The 21805-nt window shown below is 46.4% G+C and carries 22 protein-coding genes; 5 read left to right on the top strand and 17 right to left on the bottom strand.

Annotation, left to right across the window (positions count from 1 at the left end; genetic code table 11):
• Positions 1–73: 73 nt before the first annotated feature.
• From OO778_RS00485 to OO778_RS00475, 3 genes are all read right to left on the bottom strand, one after another.
• A complete protein-coding gene (locus OO778_RS00485) occupies positions 74–295 on the bottom strand; it encodes a YecH family metal-binding protein (RefSeq protein ID WP_005393809.1) in 222 nt (73 codons plus the stop codon).
• A 69-nt stretch (positions 296–364) separates the two neighbouring features.
• Entirely contained in the window at positions 365–985 is a 621-nt protein-coding gene (locus OO778_RS00480) for a lysoplasmalogenase (protein ID WP_005393811.1), read from the bottom strand.
• 1082 nt (positions 986–2067) lie between these two features.
• Positions 2068–2436, bottom strand: a complete 369-nt coding sequence (locus OO778_RS00475) for a hypothetical protein (RefSeq protein WP_005393815.1) — start codon at positions 2434–2436, stop codon at positions 2068–2070.
• Positions 2437–2764: 328 nt separating this feature from the next.
• On the opposite strand from OO778_RS00475, the gene OO778_RS00470 reads away from it, so the two are divergent.
• Positions 2765–3094, top strand: a complete 330-nt coding sequence (locus tag OO778_RS00470; protein WP_005393817.1) for a DUF2500 domain-containing protein — start codon at positions 2765–2767, stop codon at positions 3092–3094.
• On the opposite strand, the gene OO778_RS00465 is transcribed toward OO778_RS00470, so the two are convergent.
• From OO778_RS00465 to rhtB, 7 genes are all read right to left on the bottom strand, one after another.
• Complete coding sequence (locus tag OO778_RS00465; RefSeq protein WP_203343726.1) at positions 3091–4104, bottom strand: acyltransferase family protein; 1014 nt, start codon at positions 4102–4104, stop codon at positions 3091–3093. The two genes, OO778_RS00470 and OO778_RS00465, sit on opposite strands and share 4 nt — an antisense overlap.
• Positions 4105–4379: 275 nt before the next feature.
• On the bottom strand, positions 4380–5597 hold the full coding sequence (gene arsJ, locus OO778_RS00460; protein WP_264910480.1) for an organoarsenical effux MFS transporter ArsJ: 1218 nt from the start codon (positions 5595–5597) through the stop codon (positions 4380–4382).
• Positions 5598–5853: 256 nt separating this feature from the next.
• On the bottom strand, positions 5854–6348 hold the full coding sequence (locus OO778_RS00455; protein WP_264910479.1) for a cyclin-dependent kinase inhibitor 3 family protein: 495 nt from the start codon (positions 6346–6348) through the stop codon (positions 5854–5856).
• Between the two features lie 12 nt (positions 6349–6360).
• Positions 6361–7362 (bottom strand): ArsJ-associated glyceraldehyde-3-phosphate dehydrogenase, encoded by a 1002-nt coding sequence (locus OO778_RS00450; protein WP_005393824.1) that lies wholly within the window; start codon positions 7360–7362, stop codon positions 6361–6363.
• Positions 7363–7404: 42 nt separating this feature from the next.
• Entirely contained in the window at positions 7405–7740 is a 336-nt protein-coding gene (locus OO778_RS00445; RefSeq protein WP_005393826.1) for a metalloregulator ArsR/SmtB family transcription factor, read from the bottom strand.
• A gap of 171 nt (positions 7741–7911) precedes the next feature.
• Complete coding sequence (locus OO778_RS00440; RefSeq protein WP_005393827.1) at positions 7912–9135, bottom strand: EAL and HDOD domain-containing protein; 1224 nt, start codon at positions 9133–9135, stop codon at positions 7912–7914.
• Between the two features lie 24 nt (positions 9136–9159).
• Entirely contained in the window at positions 9160–9777 is a 618-nt protein-coding gene (gene rhtB / locus OO778_RS00435) for a homoserine/homoserine lactone efflux protein (RefSeq protein WP_264910478.1), read from the bottom strand.
• A 65-nt stretch (positions 9778–9842) separates the two neighbouring features.
• Between rhtB and OO778_RS00430 the strand changes: the two genes are divergently transcribed.
• Both OO778_RS00430 and OO778_RS00425 read left to right on the top strand, forming a co-directional pair.
• Positions 9843–10850: an alpha/beta fold hydrolase gene (locus tag OO778_RS00430; protein ID WP_139059602.1), complete on the top strand. Its 1008-nt coding sequence runs from the start codon at positions 9843–9845 to the stop codon at positions 10848–10850.
• A 236-nt stretch (positions 10851–11086) separates the two neighbouring features.
• Positions 11087–11911 carry a Cof-type HAD-IIB family hydrolase gene (locus OO778_RS00425; RefSeq protein WP_005393831.1) on the top strand — a complete coding sequence of 275 codons (825 nt, stop codon included), beginning with the start codon at positions 11087–11089 and terminating at the stop codon, positions 11909–11911.
• Positions 11912–11964: 53 nt separating this feature from the next.
• On the opposite strand, the gene OO778_RS00420 is transcribed toward OO778_RS00425, so the two are convergent.
• Positions 11965–12435, bottom strand: coding sequence for an EVE domain-containing protein (locus OO778_RS00420; RefSeq protein WP_264910477.1), 471 nt, complete (start codon positions 12433–12435; stop codon positions 11965–11967).
• A gap of 47 nt (positions 12436–12482) precedes the next feature.
• On the opposite strand from OO778_RS00420, the gene OO778_RS00415 reads away from it, so the two are divergent.
• Positions 12483–14033: a hypothetical protein gene (locus OO778_RS00415; RefSeq protein WP_264910476.1), complete on the top strand. Its 1551-nt coding sequence runs from the start codon at positions 12483–12485 to the stop codon at positions 14031–14033.
• On the top strand, positions 14033–14638 hold the full coding sequence (locus OO778_RS00410) for a tRNA-uridine aminocarboxypropyltransferase (protein ID WP_256950159.1): 606 nt from the start codon (positions 14033–14035) through the stop codon (positions 14636–14638). Before OO778_RS00415 ends, OO778_RS00410 begins: the two co-directional genes overlap by 1 nt.
• Before the next feature lie 84 nt (positions 14639–14722).
• Here the strand turns inward: OO778_RS00410 and OO778_RS00405 are convergent, their stop codons facing one another.
• The 6 genes from OO778_RS00405 to lysA all read right to left on the bottom strand — a co-directional run bounded on the left by OO778_RS00405 (position 14723) and on the right by lysA (position 21790).
• Entirely contained in the window at positions 14723–17209 is a 2487-nt protein-coding gene (locus OO778_RS00405; protein ID WP_264910475.1) for an EAL domain-containing protein, read from the bottom strand.
• A gap of 138 nt (positions 17210–17347) precedes the next feature.
• Positions 17348–18064: a 5-amino-6-(5-phospho-D-ribitylamino)uracil phosphatase YigB gene (gene yigB / locus OO778_RS00400; protein WP_104971062.1), complete on the bottom strand. Its 717-nt coding sequence runs from the start codon at positions 18062–18064 to the stop codon at positions 17348–17350.
• 8 nt (positions 18065–18072) lie between these two features.
• Positions 18073–19005, bottom strand: coding sequence for a tyrosine recombinase XerC (gene xerC, locus OO778_RS00395; RefSeq protein WP_012841287.1), 933 nt, complete (start codon positions 19003–19005; stop codon positions 18073–18075).
• Positions 18971–19702 carry a DUF484 family protein gene (locus OO778_RS00390; protein ID WP_006743009.1) on the bottom strand — a complete coding sequence of 244 codons (732 nt, stop codon included), beginning with the start codon at positions 19700–19702 and terminating at the stop codon, positions 18971–18973. Before OO778_RS00390 ends, xerC begins: the two co-directional genes overlap by 35 nt.
• Positions 19696–20526 (bottom strand): diaminopimelate epimerase, encoded by an 831-nt coding sequence (gene dapF / locus OO778_RS00385; RefSeq protein WP_264910474.1) that lies wholly within the window; start codon positions 20524–20526, stop codon positions 19696–19698. Before dapF ends, OO778_RS00390 begins: the two co-directional genes overlap by 7 nt.
• Before the next feature lie 10 nt (positions 20527–20536).
• Complete coding sequence (gene lysA, locus OO778_RS00380; protein WP_006743007.1) at positions 20537–21790, bottom strand: diaminopimelate decarboxylase; 1254 nt, start codon at positions 21788–21790, stop codon at positions 20537–20539.
• Between the last annotated feature and the right edge of the window lie 15 nt (positions 21791–21805).

The following is a 21805-nucleotide window of genomic DNA, read 5'->3' as shown; positions in this document are numbered from 1 at the left end:
ATAGCAAACTGACAACGTGAGTACATGGCTGAGGGCGAAAACAGCATATTCACCCTCGCATCATAGCCGCCGCTTAGTGATTGCAGACACGCGCCATATTGACCACAAACTTACCTTCAAGCTCACGGATTTTGTCGCGCTTGAGCAAAAATGCTAGCAATGCATCTAAGTCTAGATCATTCAGTTTACAGGTGTGAAAGCGAACGGTGTTGCCAAAGTGCTGTGCCAGCGCTTCGCGATCCATTGGCGTTTCTCGAAGTAGGTTTAGCAGCTCGTGGGCATGGATTTCACTCATTATTGACTCCAGTCATCAAGAACAATACGTCCAGTTTACTGAAATCTTCGTGAGCTGCTTTGACTTAAATTAGTAAATGATAGAGGCAACAATGAGGGCGTGGGCAAAGAAGTAGCTGCCACTTACCCACAGATAGGCGTGTTTCATCGGTTTTCGGTAACCGTGTATCGCATACGCCAACGCCGAATAGATCAAAACTAGGGTTCCGCTGAAACCGATAGCATTGGCATAGCTCGGGGCCTGCAACCAAACTTCACCCGCCGCCCAAGCAAGCTGAACCAACATCATCCCCATGATCACAACAGGAAACACCAGAGAGTCGAGTTGAGGTAGCAACAAAAAGAACGCCACGATACTCGCTGCGAGCAGTAGGGCCAACAACCACCAGACAATCTCACCATTAAGCTGCACCCAAAATGACTTGCTGTAGCACACCTGAGCAAGCAAATACGCAGCAAAGTAAATTAGCTTACGAGTTTTAAACGAGTGCAGCGTATCTGCCACCATAGAAACAATAAGCCCACCCGCAATCCAGTAGGTATATGTTGCGGATGCGCCTTGAGTTAACACCAACACAAGAAGAAGTAGCAGAGTAAAGATTTTAAACACGAGGGATTGTGTCGGGTTAGCTTGTTTTGCTCCCAACACGGAATACACACCTGATAGCCCTATCGCCAGCCAACTCCACATGCCGTATACACCTTTTACTTAAACTCGCCGCTAGTCTAGGTAGACCAGTTTTGATGTAAAGACACAATCTGCGAAAGTTGGATCTCGCTAGCGATTCGAAACATTTTGTAACCCTCAGTCTGCACAACAATTAAGTCGATGAGCCTTAATGACGGCCATAAATATGGGGCAGAGCCCTATCCCATGAGCCAAGTTCATCAAATCACACGGCACAATAACCCGCGCTTAGTCAGGCCATTTAACTAAAAAGCAGCCCAATGGCCTTGGTAACCCATCACGTCAAAAACTGATGACTAAACCATCAGACTGTATACATCACAGGCAACAAGAATAAATAACAGACACAAAACAGAAAATCGTCTTGGTAGCGAGCTAAGATAGTAGAAACCACCGATGAACAGATTAGAACAACATGAAAAATCAAACTTAACTCAATAACAAAAACATCAAATAACGAACGTAAGCTAATGATAAATAAAGCCACATTCTCAATAACCATTGAAAACACCGACTTCATAAACCATCAAATCACTAAACACTTTTTAAGCCCATATTTTCTCATTAGATAAGAAAATTCCCCTTCCACACCTCAACTCAATGATGCACCTCCATAGCACATCTTTTTATTTTCTCAATTTTTGAGAAACACAGACAAAATCGGCAATCAACATACCAACCGAAACAAAAAACAATTTCCAAGCCAACAACAAACCAAGATTGATACTTTAAAATCATACACTTAAACAAAATACGAACAACAATCACACAATACGAGCATTTTAAATACAACACAAAAAACACAGTTTCATTAGTCAAAAACACGTAAAAAAAGACAAGTTAAGTGTATTTTTTGAAAAGATTATCGAGCATATGTTGATCAAACCCCAAAAACAGTGCTATATTAAATTCATCGAGTTCATCAAAGATTAAGGGGTAGTGTTATGATTTCATCTTCTCAAAAACAAGGGCTGGTAATGATTGCAGTGGTTGTGGGTTTAATGACACTGCCAATGATGTACTAACCTACTGATTAAAAATAAAAAAGGACGCAAATGCGTCCTTTTTTATTTATCTGTGTTTTTCTACTGTATGTGTTTGGACAAGATATCCCAATGCATATAGTAGAAACCAAGAGCGGCGAGCGTAATCAACGTCATTAGCAAAATTGCTGCACGCCAAATAAAACGAGAGCTTCTTGGCGTTAGCTCTTTTTCACAAGCGTCACATGCCGCCATAAAGCCTTTCCGATCATCCAGCTTATAATCGTCTTCGTGAACCACTTTATTACGCACAGTAGCGATAAAACGAAGTTTCGCTATCACGTCATGTGGTAAACGTTCTTCACAACTATTAATAAGTTGGTGTAACCCTTTCCCTTCTGCATGGTACTGAGTACGCAAAAGTTTTTCGATCGTTCGGGTACGCATGACTACTTTTTCAATATCTGACATCGTAACCCTCCTTACCAGACCCTTCCCGTGTTCGTTATTTTTATTCTTCTATAAATTTAGAGCTTTTTCGAGCCGTTAAGTGCAATTTTACTTTCAATTTGTGCCCTTGAGCGCATATAGCCAGACAAGTGAAAGCTGCTTAGTTCAGCTTTAGTGACGTAGCTTGCAGATGAAGCAACGATTTCATCGCGCGCCCATTGAGGTAAACCGTGAAGTGCGCCGAATAAAATTCATGTCCCTTTCATTAGATTATGAATAAGTTATCTCAACTCATCGTTTCATCAATGAGTTCTGTAGAATAGAGCTCAATGAAACATCGGAGGTTAACATGCCAATCTCACTTATTGTTGCCCTGTTCGCCCTTATTGCTTTGGGCGCATGGGTATTTTTTCGTTTCTATAGCAAGCACTATGTGGGCGAAGACGCTCCAGAACAAAGTGCACAGGTAACTATTTTAGATAAGCAAGCTATCGACATCCCAGATGCACCACCAGGCCAAGACGACCAAGAATATTGGATTTATGTCCAACGCGGTTCTATTGGCCCTAAACGAGAGTTCCAAATTGGAGTGCACTACTACCATGCACTCAACCCTGGAGATAAAGGAACGCTAACCTATCGTGGTAACAAATTCCTTCACTTCGCCATCAAACGTTAAGGCAGTAACCAACGAGTCTTGGCAGAGCGAGAAAAGAGATAGCTCATCGCCAAGGCTCCAGCTCCACTGATAATGATCCAGACTGGAATCACCCATGCGGGATGTCCGGTGTACCAACCAAACGCTTTCATCGGCCATAAGAAAATTGGGTGAAGTAAGTAAATCCCCAAGCTGTGCTGACTGATCACACTCACCACTTTTTGTACTTTTGGTGACAAGCCTTCCCCAAAGTAACGACCGATCATGAAAATCATCGAAGCCGCTAGAATGACATTCAGTGTTTTGTAAGACAGCCAGCGTCCAACCGTGTACTTCTCCGCCTCTAAACTGTTCGTCACGACCATAGTAAATGTCACAGCCAACGCGACGAGGCCAAACCCTGTAAATAAGGCCACCATAGAGCGGTTCAAAGGCACTTTTTGAAATAGAACATAACCCAGAGGAAGGTAACCCATGTAGAGCCACATTTGGTTGCTCCACGGACCATCAATCTTGAACAAAAACAGCGTGCTGGTGAAAAGCCAAAATGCGAGATAGGTATACAACACATTGTCATCAACGTTGCGTACCATCCATTGGAACAACGGAATCACAAAATACAGCGGTATAAAGTAATAGAAAAAACCGAGGTGGTAATACGTTGCGTGGAATGGGCTATTGCTTAACACCTCTTTTACGGTTTCAAAGTCAAACCCTTGAGCCGTCCAGCCAGAGAGGTATGCATAAAACATCGACCAAATAAGAAATGGGACTAAGACTTTGCCTAAACGCCTTTTGATATAATACTTACCGTCAAATGGTCGAGTGTCACTGAGCATCAGCGCTCCGGTGATCAGAATGAAAACTGGCACCGCCCAGCGGGTAACGCTATTAACGCCTACCGCCGTCAACCATTGGTCAAACGGAATCACTCCTAACTCATTTCGATAAGGGGCCAAGACGTGAATGGCGATCACTGCCACCGCAGCAAAGCAGCGCAATAAATCAAAAAACAGAACCCTTTCTCTCATACCTTTCCCTACTTTGAGTCGCTTATCGTTTATAGCATAGGGTAAATCTCAGCCAGTGAAATGGTTAACAATCTGTTTTTGCTTATTTTTAACGCAACAATGACCTACAACGGGGATTTCATCACCACTCTAATCAATTAACGAGAACCAAACATCAGCATTCACTCTCGATGCCAAACCCACACAGTTTGATTACATCAACGGCGCATAAGAAACAAAAATGGCTCCGATTTGGAGCCATTTATACCATCTACAGATAGCAATACTGGGAATAGTTACGCAGTAGCAACGTTAGCTTTTGGCAACTTAATCGAAATCAGCGTCGTCAGCGCCAAGAAAGCAAAGGAGACCCATAAGCACGCCGCAAGGCCAGCCTCTTGATAGATCCAACCCGATAATACCGTGCCAATCAAACGTCCCATCGCATTGGCCATGTAATAGAAGCCAACATCGAGAGACACACCATCGCCTTTGGCATAGCTCACAATCAGATACGAGTGAAGTGAAGAGTTAATGGCAAACACAGCGCCAAAAATCATTAACCCCACAACAATCACCAACTCAGGCTGCCAACCGATTTGCACACCATAAGCAATACCGCCCGTAATTAACGCAAGAATTCCTGCCCATACTAATGCTGCACTACCATCAGGCACGCGACCTTGCGCTTTGCCAGTAATACGCGGCGCAAAGCCTTGCACAAACCCATAAGCAATGACCCATGCGGCTAAAAAGCCACCGACCCACAAGTGATCCCAGCCAAACACACTGCCAAGATAAATAGGTAGAGCGACCACAAACCACACATCACGCGCCCCAAACAAGAACATACGTGCCGCAGATAAAATATTTATAGATTCGGACTTGGAGAAAATTTGGCGAAACTTAGGTTTGCTCTTTGCTTTACCCATGCCTGCTTCTAGCCAGATCATGCTGCAAACAAACACCAATGCCAGCACACTCGACATAATAAACATCGAGTTTTGGAAGCCCACCCAAGACAACAGCAAGCCACCAACAAAAAAGCCCGCCCCTTTGAGTGCATTCTTCGAGCCTGTCAAAATCGCCACCCATTTGTAGAGTGCGCCTTGCTGCTCGTCTGGTACTAATGTTTTAATCACACTCTTGGCACTCATCTTGTTGAGATCTTTGGCAATCCCCGACAAAGCTTGCGCCGCCATCACCCAAGGAATCGTCAGCCATGCGTTGGGTACTGCCAGCATCAACAACGCAAACACTTGCATAGCTAAACCAATGTTCATGGTTTTGTTCAGGCCTAACCTTGCGCCCAACCACCCACCAATCAAATTGGTCACCACACCAAAAAATTCATAGAAAAGGAACAGTGAGGCAATAGCTAACGTGGAATAACCCAAGTCGTGAAAATAGAGCACCACCAGCATACGCAGCGCTCCGTCGGTCACGGTAAAGCTCCAATAGTTAAACGTCACTAACATGTACTGACGAATACTTTTGTTCAATTGAGAAATCATATTGACCTCTTATGTACAGCGATAGAAGCATTTAGATCATCATGTGCCAAATGCTTATTAACCTGTACACCAACCATAAGGCGATACAACCTTAGTTCGAATTCACAAACACACCGAAATTTACAAACGGACAAAGATAACCAATAAAAACAAAATCTTAAATTAAAACCTTTAGTTTTACTGCTGACCTATTTTCCATTATATAAACTGGAACATAGCTTTTGGATCATGATGTTCCAAAAGCTATTTAAGCTGATCAAGCGTCTTGCGCCACGCGTTCGATGTACTCAAGCTGCACCGGTTTTGTAAACGCACCAGGGCGAAGAGCCTGCACTTCTCGCACGATATCTTCTAACGGCCATTTCTTCTCTAGCAGCAAGTGAGCTGCGAACAAACCAGTGCGACCCGAGCCGCCCATACAGTGCATCGCGACTTTGCCATCTTGAGCAAGAATCACATGCAGTTCAGGGCTAGCTTGTTGCCACTTCATCGCGAAATCCTCACTGGGTGCGCAATCATCTTCAATCTCGATCTGGAACCATTTCATGCCCAGTTGTTGGGTAACTTCACCCAAATCCGCGACGTCTTTCGATGCTAGCTCAGCATTGTCCAATGCCGTAACCACGGCTTGAACCCCCTGCTCCTTCAACTGTTCCAACGACGCTTTCAACTCGACGCCTTTCGTACCCGGGCAGGGTGTTAAAACTAATGCACCAGAGTCCAAATCTAATTGCCATGTAGGATGAGACATTGTGAACTCCTATTAAGCCAAACCAACGTTTCGAACCAATTCTGCGGTGCGCGTTGCGTATCCCATTTCATTATCGTACCAGGCGTAAATCTTCACCATTCGTGATCCAACCACCATGGTGGATTGTGCATCAACGATGGTTGAGCGTTGGTCGCCTTTGTAATCGATCGACACTAATGGACGTTCCTCAAAGCCAAGAATGCCTTTTAGCTCCCCTTCCGACGCCTCTTTCAGCAAAGCGTTCACTTCTTCTGCCGTGGTATCGCGTTTTACATCGAAGATGATGTCGGTCAATGACGCATTCGCCAACGGTACACGTACCGCGTGGCCGTTAATCTTGCCTTTTAAATCTGGGAAAATTTCCACAATCGCAGTCGCACTACCGGTAGTGGTCGGGATAAGACTCATGCCGCACGCACGAGCACGACGCAGGTCTTTATGTGGCGCATCCAAAATGGTTTGCGTATTGGTCAAATCGTGAATTGTCGTGAAAGAGGATTGCTCAATGCCCAACTTCTCATGAATAACTTTCACCACAGGCGCTATACAGTTTGTTGTGCACGAAGCGGCTGTCACGATACGATGTTTTTCAGGATCGAAGATGTGGTCATTCACACCAACTACAATGTTCGCAATACCTTCTTCTTTCACTGGCGCACTCACCACCACGCGCTTCACACCTTGATCGAGATATTGGTCTAGGTACGAGGTTTTGCGGTGTACACCTGTCGCTTCAATCACAACATCGCAGCCAGACCAGTTCACGGCGTCAATGTCACGTTGCTGAGTCGTGGCGATGCGCTTGCCATTGATGACGAGCTCATTGCCCTCAACCTGCACTTCATGGTGCCAACGACCTTGCACTGAATCGAACTCTAATAAGTGGCCAAGCGTCGCTGCATCACCTGCGACATCGTTGATTTGCACAAACTCTAACTCTGGCCAGTCGAATGCCGCTCGCAGTGCTAAACGACCAATTCGGCCAAAGCCATTAATGCCTACTTTAATTGTCATAGTTTTACCCTTTAATCTTCTACCTTGAATCTCTGTTTGCTATTAACAGCAAGCCTCACGACTTTTATCGTGCAAGCGTGTGATGTCGTCTTGGTACTCTTGCTTCAAACAGTTTGATGCCACTAAGTCTTCAATCAGCTTACGCATCCAACCTGGTAATTGCTGCGATAACTCGTAGTACACCCATTGCCCTCGGCGTTTATCCACCAAGATGCCACTGGAGCGTAACTGAGCAAGATGACGAGAAACTTTCGGCTGACTCTCTTGCAACGCAAACGCCAAATCACCCACGCAAGTTTCGCCTTCACGGGCCACCAGCATTAAACAACGTACGCGCGTTTCATCGGATAACAGCTTGAAAAACTGATGTGGAAGCATAATAAACACACCTATATATGGATATGCGTATATACTTATTTAACTCTAGGATGTCGTCAAGAGTGATCCCAGAATCGTCATAAAAGTTTCACATCGAAACAGCTAATAAAGATTGAGAGAAGAACGGTTAGAGAGAAGAACGGTTAGAGAGAATAAAGATACGGCAGAAATTTACGCAGTTGCGACGTTTTGACTCCAGCGAACCGCTTCACCTAACGAGAGCTTGACCTCTTCCAAAGACAACCCCAACTGCGTCGTGATTTTTTCGACGCCTGACCAGTCGGCACGCTCGTAACACTCTTCCAGAGAAATCAGCGCACCATAAACCCCCTTGCGATGTAATAAGGCTTGTTGTACAGATTCGCTAAGTGGCAATTGCTTGACTAAAGATTCCACCGACAAATCAAGCATCGCATCTAAAATCGATAATAAGCCGACCATAAACCCTTGTTCGTTGAGGTGGGAAAATGGCTGATAACGCGACATTAATTGGCAGAACTGCGCTCGTTGTAATGAAAGGTGATACAGCTCTCGAGGCTTGTTACTAGAGATATACGACGCCACGACCAAGGAGACAAACTGCTTAAGATTATCCTGACCAAGGTAGATCAAGGCCTGACGAAACGAGCTGATTTCGACAGCGAGGTTTGGCGCTTGCGTATTTACAAAGCGCAATAATTTGTACGACAACGCGACATCTTGCGTAATGATGGTTTCAATACGAGTAAAGTCTGGCTCTGGTGAGCAGACTTCACGAAAAAGCTGTAGCGCTAACACTTGCTCAGGGCTCACGTATTTTGTTTGCGAAACTAATGGCTTACTAAAAAAGTAGCCTTGGAAAAACTTAAAGCCAGCCGCTTTGGCTTGCTCAAACTCTTCTGCGGTTTCAACACGTTCCGCCAAAAAGTGGTATTTGACGCGTTTAGCAAGGTGAGCTTTGACCAACGCACACGCTTTTTCCAGCCCCATTGCCATGATATCGAGTTTAACGATGTGCACGTAAGGTAAGAAGCGACGCCACTCCGGCGTTAAGGTGAAATCATCCAGCGCGATCAAATAACCTTCTCGATACAACTCGCGAATCGCATCGAGAAGATCATCGGTCGGCTGGCAAGTTTCCAGGACTTCGACGACGATTTTGTTTTTTGGCAAGCTGCGCGGTAAGCGGCGCACCAAGCTTTGATGAGGAAAATTGATAAAGCATCGCGAAGAAGCAATCACTGGGTTAGTGCCCAGTGATAGGAAATTCTCGACAATTAATCGGTATGTTGCCCGGTTTGACTCAATATGCGAAGGGTATGCGTTACTCTCCCCATCTCGAAACAACAATTCATAACCCAGCGTCTGTCTTTTGCGGTTAAAGATCGGCTGGCGAGCAACATACGTTGTATTCATGCTAAAGAAGGACCTATAAATGGCTTATGACTTTGCAGCTGCTAATAATGCACCACAACCCATAAACATTGAACCGAAGACTTTGTTTATTTTCCCCATGATTTTATCTGAGCGAATAAAACGTCCCATTTGCGCCGCCAAGGTGGTGTAACCCAACATCACACACGCGTCGATCACAACAGTCGTAACACCAAGCACTAACAGTTGCGTCAGTTGGTCTTGTGCCGGGTCAATAAACTGTGGAAACAACGCCACCAGAAAAACAATCGATTTAGGGTTCGTTAGGTTAATCAAAATAGCTTTGTACAAGAGTGCCATGCCAGACATGTCTTTGTGGCTCTCAGCCGCCACCAAGCTGGAAGTGTCTCGCCATTTCTGGATACCCAACCAAACCAAATAAGCCGCGCCAACCCATTTAATGACAGAAAATGCCGTTGCCGACTGTGCGACCAGCGCACCAATTCCCGCCCCAACTAACGCAATGTGAATGGCCAAACCAATTTGGAGACCGATCACAGCCCCCAAAGATTTGCGAGTACCGTAACTCAAACCATTGCTGATTGAGTTCACCGTGCCAGACCCCGGAGCCAAACTAAAAACGATTGCAGTTACTACATAAGCGAACCAGACGTGTGTATCCATTGCATTTCCTCACTAATTCTTCGATGATACATCGCGTAAACAACGTATCTTCAGGTAATCGACTAATGGCTACTAACCATTCACCTTTGACTTATACTCAAGAGTCATTATTTGAGCAAGCAATTGGTGGTCCGATCGCGGCACTTTGGCAAACTCGCCAAGAAGGCTTTGTTAAAGGAACTGAGAAAAAGAACATCTACTGGTGCAAACTGACCAACCCAGAACATAAAAAAGCCGTGCTCATCGTTAATGGGCGCATTGAATCTTCCTGGAAATACCAAGAACTGTTTTACGATCTCTATCGCCAAGGCTTCGACGTCTATTCCTTTGACCACCGCGGACAAGGTTTATCAGATCGTCTATTGTCTGACTCAGATATGGGTCACGTCTATGACTTTACTGATTATATTGACGATATGGACGTGGTCGTAAACAAACACGACCTTAGCGACTATCAGCAATGTTTCATCATTGCCCACTCCATGGGCGGCGCAATCGCTACACGTTATCTGCAAACTCACCCAGAACATCCCTTTACCGGCTTGATTCTTAGTGCGCCTATGTTTGGTATTAATCTGCCATGGTACTTATCGCCAATAGCGATTCCAGTGACACAAATTATGTCAGCGGTATCGACTTTGCCACGCTATGCACCAGGACATCAGGCCTACTTTCCTAAACCCTTTGAAGATAACCCACTCAGCCAAAGTTACGGCCGCTACCAATGGTTCCGAAATCTCTATACGGAAAAACCGGAACTGCAAGTCGGTGGACCGAGCACTCGATGGGTATGGCAAGGGCTAATGGCAGCAAAACAATGCTTTTTATTGACTCGCCAAGTCAAAGTACCGGTGCTCCTGATTCAAGCTGGGAACGATCGTATTGTCAGCAATCTGGCACAAAAACGTTTTATCGATAAATTGCGTAAAACCAACCCATATGCGGAGCTACTTTCTATCGAAGGCGCACAGCATGAGATCTTATTCGAGACCGACCAGTATCGTAATCAAGCACTCGATGCGATCTTCCGCTTTATGAATGACCCGAAATCATCGCCAAACGAAAAAACATAATAAGAACTCTAGGCGACCATTTCACGGCCATGATTAAAGAGGAAATGTCTGCACATTGATTTACCCTCTTTTTCATCCTCATTTTGACGTACACTGCTTGGGTCTGGCTGCGTTGAACCATGCAGATGCAACCGACCAAAGTTCCCCCGCATTCGGAGCAGCATGATCTAGTCAGTCTGCTGTACTCCGTTTGCAATCACCTGTTCCACACTATCCAAACCGTTTACGAGGACTTCATGAGCACATCGCTACCTTGCAAAGAGATCACTAAAATCGTTGCCTCTGATCTGGATGGCACGTTACTCGCACCAAACCATCAGCTCAGTGCTTACTCAAAAGAGACGCTAAAAGCGCTGCACGAAAAGGGTTACACCTTTGTCTTTGCAACAGGCCGTCACCACGTAGACGTTGCGAGCATCCGTCGTCAGGTCGGTATTCCGGCTTACATGATTACCTCCAACGGTGCCCGTGTGCATGACCAGGAAGACCAGCTGATGTACAGCGAGAATGTCCCTGCAGAGCTGGTTCAAGGCGTGATCGACACGATCAAGCACGATCAAGAAATACTTATCCACATGTATCAAAATGACAGTTGGTTGATGAACAAAGACGACGAAACATTGCGTGATTTCCATGACGAATTCACATACGTCTTATTCGATGAAGACCAAGCGCCAACTGACGGTATTGCGAAAATCTTCTTCACCCATCCAGCACAAGACCACGAACGCTTGGTGGTGTTTGAAAACAAACTACGTGAACAATTTGGCGATAAGCTGAATATTGCGTTTTCAACACCATGGTGCTTGGAAGTAATGAGTGCAGGTGTGTCTAAAGGCCATGCTCTTGAAGCGGTAGCGAAAAAACTCGGCCTCACGTTAGAAAATTGCGTGGCATTTGGTGATGGCATGAATGACGTAGAAATGCTGTCGATGGCAGGTAAAGGATTGGTCATGGGTACATCACACGAGAAAGTGATGAAAGCATTGCCAAATAACGAAGTGATTGGCAGCAATGCAGAAGATGCGGTTGCACACTACCTACAAGATCACTTGCTGTAAGCTGCAATACTCCAAACAATAACAAAGGGCTGCACATTCGCAGCCCTTTTCTTTTATCGCTGACTTGGCAACTTCTCTTTGCCAAGGATCGCTTCCCACTCTTCTTCTATCACTGGCATGATCGACAAGCGATTTCCACGTTTCACCAATGGCATGTTCTCAAGTTCTGGCATCGCTTTCATCACCGATAACGGAATCACTCGCGTCGTTTTACGCACGAATTCGACATCCACCATAATCCAACGCGGGTTGTCTGGGTCTGACTTTGGATCGTAATAATCGCTTTCAGGATCGAACTGGAAATGATCGGGATAGGCTTCTCTCACGACTTTAGCAATACCGGCAACGCCAACATTCTTGCAAGAAGAGTGATAAATCAGGACTAAATCGCCCACCTTTACTTGGTCACGCATCATATTGCGCGCCTGATAATTACGAACTCCCTCCCAACATGAAACCTTTTGGGTTCGAAGCGTGTCAATAGAAAAGGTATCTGGTTCAGTTTTAAATAACCAATATGCCATAATGCCATCCGATGCCGATTGAGTAACAATAATGAGGAAGATATAACATGAAGGCTTTGAAAAACCCAGTGGCGCTTGCCACTCTGCTGGTTCTGCAAGCATGTAGTTCGCAGCCGCCACAATCTGGCGCTGCCGACCCAGCTTCTCCACCAGCCACCTTAGATAAGCCTGACACCATTCAACCTCAAACCTTTATGCTACGTGGAAAAGTGATCGTCGGTCACGAGAGTCAATACATCATGCCTTGTGGCAGCGACAAGCAATATTGGTTACAACTGTCACCACAGCAAATGCAACGAGCAATTCAGTTAAATAACGAGCCTTACCAGACCATGTATGGCGAGGTTATCGGCCATCTCAACCCACCGGGCATCGATGGGTTTTCTGCCGATTTCGATGCTAACTTTGTCGTGGAACAAGTGAACTTCCTCACAACGGAAAATCCAAACCGTTGTCAGCAACCAAACAAACCAACTCGCGTGTTTGGTAATGAGCCTTCTTGGTCGGCAAGCTTTGAGGCTAATGGAGTGACATTCCAACCAATCGGCAAACAAACCACAAAATTAGCGATTAAGAGCAGTCAACTTCAACCTCGCCAGCGCACATATCAACTACAAGATGGTGAACTTCGCCTAACAGAAAACCTCTGCTCAGATACGATGAGTGGTTCTTTGTATGGCTGGAAAGCGACGCTAAAACATGATGGAGACACTTATCAAGGTTGTGGTACGGCTGCAAACGTGGACGCTACGCTTGGCTGGGCCAATACCTATGTCGCGACTTCAACCCAATCACAAGGTTTTGAGGTGCAAATGACCTTAAACCCAGACCACAGCGCCACAACAAAATACAGTTACGCCAATGGGCAAGCACCGTTAATCGAGCGTGGGTACTGGCAACAATTAAGTCCGTCTCAGGTTCAAGTCGTCATGACGCATCATCAACAACAAAGACTGATGTCAGAGCGACTGTTTACGCGAGAAGGCAATCAGCTCAAAGCGACCAAAGAAAAAGTCGGTAACTTGGTATACCCAATCGCCGATGGTGGTTTAGTGCTTTACCCTGCCACCACTCGTGATGAGGGAATGATGCAACCAGCCGAGAAACGCGCCAACAAGCCCATCAGCAGTGCAGACGTACCTTCTAGTGCGGAGTTTGACTCCAAAGTAGATGCCGCCGTGCGCAACTACTTCTTCATTCACCAAACCAACCCCAACAACAACCAGTACCGTTGGCTAACTTACGACCTCAACGGCGATGGTAACGAAGAGCTATTAGTACAGCTGGATTGGTGTGGTTCCGGTGGCTGTACATTGCTGATATTTGAACATCACGAAAAAGAGTGGCGCTTCAATAGCCGTATCACACTGGTACAAAGCCCAATTATGCTCGGCCAACAAACCTCTCATGGCTGGCGAGATCTAATTTTTAATGTCAGCGGTGGCGGAGCTAAGGCAGCCCAACACGTGATGCAATACAGTGGGGTTAGCTACCCACTCAACCCAAGCATGGCACCAACGGCAACGCCAAACCAAATCAGTGGCGTGCGTCTGTTCTCGGATGGGATTAGCCCGGTTCGCGAAGGAGTTCGTCTGTAATGTCGCAACCGTGTCCAAATTGTGGTTTTCAATTCAACTGTATGTGCTCACTGGTGCCGAAACTTACCAGCGAGCACAACATCTTACTGTTGATGCATCCGAATGAACTGACGCGTGATACTAATACTGGCCAGCTACTAGAGCAGTGCCAACTCAATATTGAGCGAGTAATCTGGGACCGAAAACAACCACCAGCAGACTTGCTCGCTCGATTAGCTGATCCATCGCTGTATCCAGTGCTTCTGTTCCCAAGTGAAGAAAGCGTCACACTCGAACATGTGGCGATCCAAAGCCAACAACAAACCAAAACTCCGCTGTTTATTATTTTGGATGCCACCTGGCAAGAGGCGCGCAAGATGATCAACAAGAGCCGTTGGTTAGAAAGTATCCCTACTATGGCGCTGTCTGCCTCGGCGGACTCGCAATATCAGCTGCGACGCAACCAACAACAAGGTAACTTGTGCACGTTTGAAGTCGCCGCATATTTACTCGGACAACTAGGCGAGCAAAATAACCAGCAAAAAATGCTCACATTCTTTGCTCACTACCTTGCACTATTTCAAGCCGAAAAAAGTGGACACGCCCTCAAGCAATCACCGAGCTAACTCAACTAAAACCGAATGGCTCAAAATAAAAAAACGCAGCCAAGGCTGCGTTTTTTTATTGGAATGGTTTCACGTGAAACACAACTAAAACAAACGCGTAGGTTCACCCAAGTAGTAGCCTTGCAGATAGTCGACGCCCATATCCTGCGCGATTTTGCACACCTCTCGATTGTGGACAAACTCCGCCACCGTCTCCGCATTAAACACCTGACATAAACGCACCAACTGGGAAGCTATTTTGCGCTGCTTTAAGTCTTTATCGATATCACGGATCAAGCTGCCATCGAGCTTTATGACTTCCGGCTCCAGCTTTAGGATTTCATCAATATTGGAATAGCCTGAGCCAAAATCATCAACAATGATACGCGCTCCTAAGCTTCTGAAATGACTGCATACTTCGATCATTCGACCGTAGTCTTTGATTTGCTCAGATTCCAACACTTCCAAACCAATTCGCCTAGGGTCATTGAGCTGACAAATTTCATGCTCTAAAAGCATTAAAGTTTTATCACTAAGCAAATCTTGCGGCGATAAGTTAATAGAAAAGTCACCTTGCCTATCTCGCATGTAATGTAACGTAGAATGGATCATGTGCCGACTCAATCGAGTATAAAGATGCGTATCGGAAATAATAGGCAGGAAGCGCCCTGGCGCAATCACCGCTCCATCCTCCTCCAAAATGCGAACCAAACATTCTTGGCTTGCCAATTTATGGCTATCCGCATGCACTATCGGCTGGCTATAGGTAATGATGTTCTGTTTGAGAATGGCTTTACTGACGCAACTCAACCATCCAAGCTGCTCTTTACGCACATCCTCACTGACTTCGATGTCTTTCGCATTGCAGATATGGGTATTACTGCGCACACCGGAGCGCCTCGCTTCAATGCCTTTGAGCAATAGCTCATCCGCAGAAGCTGATGGAAAATCTCGACGACTCACTAAGCCACCGCACAGCGAGATAGAAAGATAATCTATTTCGCGCAGACCAATTGGCTCAAAATTAGTTTGCTCTACCGCGTCGGCAAAACGAGTAAAGTGCTGTTTGATGGTTTCACTGCTTTGGTCAGCTTTAAATATGAACGCCCACTCACCAACCCCAATACTATAAAGCTGCAAAGCCGTTGGCATGCCAAAACGCTTTCGCAGTCGATTCGTAAAATGCATTGAGAGGTCTTTAAGTAGCTGATCCCCTACTCTATAACCATATTTTTCATTGATATGGCTGAAGTTAAGTAGCTTTAGAGTCAGCAAGTGCTCATCCAAATCGATGCTACTCAGCCGCTCTTGCAGCGCGACTCGGTTTTGTAATCCAGTGCGACTATCTCGCCGATAGCTTTCTTGTAACTTGCGCGTTTGGCGATCGAGTTGATACCCCATATGCGCGTTCATATGGTTGAGATCGCCAATCGCATTTCGAATCAAGCTAAACAATGGTGAAATAGAGGAGCTAACGGGCGACTTTGGTAAGTTCAATGCTTGTACTTCGTCTCCCTCTCGCATCGCTAAATACGTCAGACTGTGATGAAGAATTTCTGGCTGTCCAATACCGCCATGCAGTTCCCCCATACAATAACTACCAAACGTCGTCGCGATATCTTTGAAGGCTTGGACTTCGTCGCTGCTGTCAATAAAGTCTAACCGTGACGCGCAGTTAAAAATCATCACGACTTCAGGTTGGTGCATGGCTAACTCAACCACACCATGTCGCACCTGTTCGAGCGTTAATGAGGGGTGGTTATAGCAAAATTGTACTTCGTCACCAAGACACCAAGGCCTGTCGAAACTCATACTACCATCAGCGTGCAGCTCCGTTACCGTGCAAACTTCCTTACGCCCCAAACTTTCTCGATACAAAGGAAAGCTGAGCAGTTGACTCAGCGTCACGTCATGCCCATCCGCCAAGTAACGCTTGTATACGTCCAACGCTTTCTGTTCACCTAAGCAATACAAGCGCGTTCCTTTTGCATGGGTGACTTTATGTGGCATGCCAATCGGGTTCCATTCCGAATACGCATCTGTCCATAGCTTCAAGGTATCGCTGTGCAAAGCTACGGCAACCACAGCGTTATCGTAAACTCGGTTTTGATATAGCACCCAGCATCCATCATCAATACTCTGCGCCAACCCTCCAGAGATCACGACTTCTTCACTAGCGAACGTTTGAAACAAGGGATAGTCACGTCGTTCAATTTGCACAGCAAAGCTGAGGATCACTTGCGAATTATGCTGCAACAGAAGCGAGCGTTTGAGCTCTCCACCATCAATATCGGGGGAGTAAGAGTAGGTTTGGACGGCAGAAGTAAGCGTGGTTTGTTCGAACTCAGTCACACTGATCAGGCAGCCAGAGGTAAATATCTCCCCCTCCAGAATGACATTACGCGTACTATGCCCCATGACATGAGCATTCGGCAGCAACAATAAAACAGCGTCCGCAAGTGTGGTCGTAAAGTCGCGTGATTGAGTCGACAATATTTGCACTAAATATTGTTTACTTGAAGAGAACTGAGAAGTGACTAAAAAGTCATTTAACTGACTGACATCATAAACCAGTTTTGAAAAAGCTCGCATGCACCTACCACTGCCGTAACACTATCTTCACCACGACGTGTGGCGTTACTCTTTTTACTTAATAGTGAATAATTTACGTGGCTTTACGCTGCTTTTCTAGACACAAAATGAGATTAGAATGGATTAATGCGAAAGCAATTAAAAAAGTGTGAGTAACGGCTGCAAACTATTGATTTCAATATCAGGTAAAGTACGTGTTTTTGAATGGTTAATGACATTTTTATTCATATCATTGAACCAACAAGCCGCAAAACCAGCCGACTTGGCACCATGCACATCCGTGGTTAGGTGATCACCGACATGCAGAATATTCTCTGCTGGAATATCCAAGAACCGTTTCGCCTTAGCAAACATATCGGTGGCGGGTTTCGCCAACCCATCAGGCCCTGCTTTGAGTACACATTGAAAATACGGCGTTAAGCCAATTTTATCTAAATCGACGTTTCCGTTTGTGATCGCCACGAGCGGAACTCGCTCTCCCAGTTGTGTTAAAACATCTAAGCTTGATTGGGGCACTTCAAACTGACTGCGCCAATCCAAAGCGAGCTGCACACCCTCTTCAGCTGCGGCTTGAGCTTGCGCTTCATCATAGCCAACTGAAAGAAAACCATGCTTTAGCTGCACTAAACGCCAAAGCGTCACATCGCTTCTGAGATCCGGTCTCTGCTGGAGCACATGTTTTTTTACCTGCATCCAATCAGCCTTATCCATGTGCGCCACGGCTGGATGTGTTTGTTGCAACCAAGCCAGCAACTCACGCTCCATACGGATAATCACCGGGTAATTGTCGTACAGCGTGTCATCAAGATCGAAGGTCATGGCCTTAATAGGCTCGATACGGCGATAAAATTTCATACTTCGGCTCACTCCCCGTTCTTTTTACGTGCGCGTGGGTGGGCTTGGTCGTAGGCTTGCGCTAAATGTTGGAAATCCAAATGCGTGTAGATTTGGGTCGTCGAAATGTTCTCGTGCCCTAAAAGCTCTTGCACCGCACGTAAGTTATTGCTGGATTCGAGCATATGTGTCGCAAACGAGTGACGCAATTTATGCGGACTAATATGGCTCGCCACAGACTGTTTCTGTCCCCATTCTGCCATACGTTTTTGCACGCTACGGTGCGAAATACGCGTTCCGAGTTTAGACACAAACAAGGCGGGTTCACCTGGCGCAGCAAGGTCGCCCCTGACTTTCAGCCACTTGGCAACCCATTCAGTTGCCATGCCAGAGAATGGTACTTTACGTTCTTTATCGCCTTTACCGATAACACGAAGCTCGCCACTGCGCAGTTGTACATCACGTACATCCACACTCACCAACTCAGCCAAACGCAAGCCTGCACCGTACATCAGCTCCATCATGGCGCGATCACGCACAGCCAACGGGTCGTCTTCGTTGACCTCAAGCAGTTGGCTCACTTCATCAACATCGAGGTTTTTCGGCAACGGGCGCTTTTTACGTGGCGCTGAAACCCCTTTGGCAGGGTTAGCTGACATCTCGCCACGCAGAATAAGGAAATCGAAAAAGCTACGCAGCGATGAGAGGCGCGTCGCCAAACTGCTGGCTTTCATGCCTTCCCGCATGCCCTTACCTGCTAATTGGCGCACCCAGCCTGCATCCACTTGAGACCAATCTTTAAGTCCCATTTCAGCCAAGTGCTGCGCCATGGTTTCTAGCTGCTGTTTGTAATTGCGTTGAGTATGTAGGCTGAGCCCCTTTTCGCTTCGTAAGAATTCATAGAAGCGCTCAAGAGGCTTTTGCAGACTATTTGGCAGAGGAGTGTTGGGAGTTGTCGTCATCGTAACTTTGCCATACCAATGTTTGAGCGAGATGTGCCACTACTAATGATAGGTGACGCAAAAACAAGGTATCCATATCTGGTTGAAAATGACCGCCATCCTCACTAGAGAACGCTAGCACGCCCAGTGTTTGCTGTTTCACGAGCGGTAGTACCACATAGGACCCCATTTCCGGCACATCCATATTGCCAAACAAAGCTTCACGATCCACTTTGCGAAGACGTCCTAAGTACGCGTCTTTGCCATTTAAGTGAGTGGTCGCAAAACGTTGATAACTTTCCTTACTCAATTGAATCGATGCGTCGCATTGACTAAACAATCGAACAAACGCACGTAAGCCCAGTGCTTTAGCTTTCTCTTCAATAGAATGAATGACTTGTTTAAAGTCACCACACTTTAGAATCTGCCCCTGCAAATCCATAAATTCGTAAAAGGTGCGATCGTTGTTCGCCGCAAGCGACATCAGTGTGGTGATCTCTTCCTCTAACTCTTCAATGCGCTGACGTTGGCGATTCATTTGTATGTGCACCAAAGACACCGCACCCAAGTCTGAGTGTGGGAAAGATAGACGATCCACAAGCTCCGGACGCTGCACAAAAAAATCGGGATGATCTTTGAGGTACTCGGCCACCACTTCAGCCGTTAAGGCATCTGCTTCTACTTGAGACAAACCGTTTCCTTTTTCTTCTACTAGCAAGACAATTGACCATCAAATACATGCGTTGTAGGTCCGGTCATAAACAACGGCTTACCCGGACCTTGCCACGCAATTCGCAGTTCACCACCTGGTAGAGAAACCTTAACGTTTTCATCCAGCAGACCCTGAAGAATCCCTACCGCTACCGCCGCGCATGCGCCGCTACCACAAGCTTGTGTTTCACCTGCGCCTCGCTCGTAAACTCGAAGACGAATATGGTCACGACTCACCACCTGCATAAAGCCAGCGTTGACGCGCTCTGGGAAACGCTCGTGCGACTCAAGCAGCGGGCCTAATGTATCGACATCAGCAGTATCCACGTCATCGACCACCGTCACCACATGCGGGTTACCCATGCTTACCGCGCCACAGAACAACGTTTTTTCACCAGCGCGCATGATGTAGGTTTTCTCTTTTTGCTTGGCTTTGAAAGGAATTTTGTTCGGCTCAAACTCTGGCACACCCATGTTGACCGTCACTTCTCCATCATCTTCGATGTTGAGAATCATCTTTCCTTTTTTGGTGCTTACGCTGATGCTGTATTTATTGGTCAACCCTTTTAAGCGAACAAAGCGCGCGAAGCAGCGCGCGCCATTCCCGCACTGCTCGACTTCACTACCATCGGCATTGAAAATCCGATAATGGAAATCAGTTTCAGGGTCGTAAGGGGCTTCTACCACGAGCAATTGGTCAAAACCAACGCCGGTATAACGATCCGCCAAACGGCGGATCAGGTCTTGCGAGAAAAACACGTTCTGGGTAATACAGTCGACGACCATGAAGTCGTTGCCCAAACCGTGCATTTTGGAAAAGTGGAAATGCATTTGTTGTGTGTTACTCCGGTAGAATCTGTTCCAGCTGCCACAAACTGGTCAGCTCCTCACGCTGGCGAACTAAGTGGCTTTGTTTACCATCCACCATTACTTCTGCCGCTCGGGTACGAGTATTGTAGTTCGAAGACATAACAAAACCATAGGCACCTGCTGAACGAACCGCGAGTAGATCACCTTCTTGCAAAACGAGTGCGCGATCTTTACCCAAGAAGTCGCCGGTTTCACAAATAGGGCCAACCAAATCGTAAGTCTGAGCTTCACCCGTGCGCGGCGAAACTGGCACGATATCTTGCCATGCTTGGTATAGTGCAGGACGCATCAAGTCGTTCATTGCCGCATCGATGATGGCAAAGTTCTTGTGCTCAGTATGTTTTAAAAACTCAACACGCGTTAGCAAGATACCTGCATTCGCAGCAATTGCTCGGCCCGGCTCAAAAATCAGCTCCAAGTCTTGGTGATTTTCAAGACGACCAAGTAACGCTTTGGCGTAATCTGAAGGCTGTGGTGGTAACTCATCACGATAGACCACACCCAAACCACCGCCGACATCAAGGTGACGAATGTTAATGCCTTGCGCTTTTAAATCATCAATCAGGGCTAATAAACGGTCTGTCGCGTCGATAAATGGGTCGATATTGGTGAGCTGAGAACCAATGTGGCAGTCGATGCCTTGCACATTCAAGTTCGGCAGGCTTTGCGCGAATTTATAAACATCTGGCGCACGATCAAACGCAATGCCGAATTTATTGTCGCGAAGACCAGTCGAAATGTAAGGGTGTGTTTTCGCGTCGACATCTGGATTGATACGCAGAGAAATTGGCGCAATCACACCAAGCTCACCCGCAACCTTATTCAAACGTTCTAGCTCGGGCTCAGATTCAACGTTGAAACATTTGATACCCAGCTCAAGAGCACGCTTCATTTCTGCAGGTGTTTTCCCAACACCAGAGAAAACGACTTTCTTCGGATCACCGCCTGCGGCAATCACACGCTCAAGTTCACCACCTGATACGATATCAAAGCCCGAACCCAAACGCGCCAGTGCGTTCAATACGCCTAGGTTTGAGTTCGCTTTCACCGCGTAGCAAACTAGATGAGGATGTTGACCCACAGCACTATCAAACGCCTTCCAGTGGCGCTCTAGCGTGGCTCGAGAATATACGTAAAGAGGAGTGCCATATTGCTCTGCAAGAGCTTGAAGTGGGACGTCTTCGGCCCAAAGCTGGCCATCATCCTGATAGTTGAAGTAATCCAAAATTCGCTTCCCTTA

This window comes from Vibrio sp. STUT-A16 (genome assembly GCF_026000495.1).
Lineage (GTDB): Bacteria > Pseudomonadota > Gammaproteobacteria > Enterobacterales > Vibrionaceae > Vibrio > Vibrio diabolicus.
The sequence above is the reverse complement of the archived record's forward strand: the minus strand, read 5'-3'. Positions and strand labels throughout refer to the sequence as shown.

What these genes read in the sequence shown, in the direction of transcription:
- OO778_RS00445 (WP_005393826.1), bottom strand. Translation starts at nt 7,740, where the DNA reads ATGCTTCCACATCAGTTTTTCAAGCTGTTATCCGATGAAACGCGCGTA.
- OO778_RS00480 (WP_005393811.1), bottom strand. Translation starts at nt 985, where the DNA reads ATGTGGAGTTGGCTGGCGATAGGGCTATCAGGTGTGTATTCCGTGTTG.
- yigB (WP_104971062.1), bottom strand. Translation starts at nt 18,064, where the DNA reads ATGAAATTTTATCGCCGTATCGAGCCTATTAAGGCCATGACCTTCGAT.
- OO778_RS00425 (WP_005393831.1), top strand. Translation starts at nt 11,087, where the DNA reads ATGAGCACATCGCTACCTTGCAAAGAGATCACTAAAATCGTTGCCTCT.
- OO778_RS00455 (WP_264910479.1), bottom strand. Translation starts at nt 6,348, where the DNA reads ATGTCTCATCCTACATGGCAATTAGATTTGGACTCTGGTGCATTAGTT.
- OO778_RS00470 (WP_005393817.1), top strand. Translation starts at nt 2,765, where the DNA reads ATGCCAATCTCACTTATTGTTGCCCTGTTCGCCCTTATTGCTTTGGGC.
- arsJ (WP_264910480.1), bottom strand. Translation starts at nt 5,597, where the DNA reads ATGATTTCTCAATTGAACAAAAGTATTCGTCAGTACATGTTAGTGACG.
- OO778_RS00430 (WP_139059602.1), top strand. Translation starts at nt 9,843, where the DNA reads ATGGCTACTAACCATTCACCTTTGACTTATACTCAAGAGTCATTATTT.
- OO778_RS00420 (WP_264910477.1), bottom strand. Translation starts at nt 12,435, where the DNA reads ATGGCATATTGGTTATTTAAAACTGAACCAGATACCTTTTCTATTGAC.
- OO778_RS00465 (WP_203343726.1), bottom strand. Translation starts at nt 4,104, where the DNA reads ATGAGAGAAAGGGTTCTGTTTTTTGATTTATTGCGCTGCTTTGCTGCG.
- OO778_RS00405 (WP_264910475.1), bottom strand. Translation starts at nt 17,209, where the DNA reads ATGCGAGCTTTTTCAAAACTGGTTTATGATGTCAGTCAGTTAAATGAC.
- OO778_RS00415 (WP_264910476.1), top strand. Translation starts at nt 12,483, where the DNA reads ATGAAGGCTTTGAAAAACCCAGTGGCGCTTGCCACTCTGCTGGTTCTG.
- OO778_RS00410 (WP_256950159.1), top strand. Translation starts at nt 14,033, where the DNA reads ATGTCGCAACCGTGTCCAAATTGTGGTTTTCAATTCAACTGTATGTGC.
- OO778_RS00485 (WP_005393809.1), bottom strand. Translation starts at nt 295, where the DNA reads ATGAGTGAAATCCATGCCCACGAGCTGCTAAACCTACTTCGAGAAACG.
- xerC (WP_012841287.1), bottom strand. Translation starts at nt 19,005, where the DNA reads ATGACGACAACTCCCAACACTCCTCTGCCAAATAGTCTGCAAAAGCCT.
- OO778_RS00440 (WP_005393827.1), bottom strand. Translation starts at nt 9,135, where the DNA reads ATGAATACAACGTATGTTGCTCGCCAGCCGATCTTTAACCGCAAAAGA.
- rhtB (WP_264910478.1), bottom strand. Translation starts at nt 9,777, where the DNA reads ATGGATACACACGTCTGGTTCGCTTATGTAGTAACTGCAATCGTTTTT.
- OO778_RS00450 (WP_005393824.1), bottom strand. Translation starts at nt 7,362, where the DNA reads ATGACAATTAAAGTAGGCATTAATGGCTTTGGCCGAATTGGTCGTTTA.
- dapF (WP_264910474.1), bottom strand. Translation starts at nt 20,526, where the DNA reads ATGCATTTCCACTTTTCCAAAATGCACGGTTTGGGCAACGACTTCATG.
- OO778_RS00475 (WP_005393815.1), bottom strand. Translation starts at nt 2,436, where the DNA reads ATGTCAGATATTGAAAAAGTAGTCATGCGTACCCGAACGATCGAAAAA.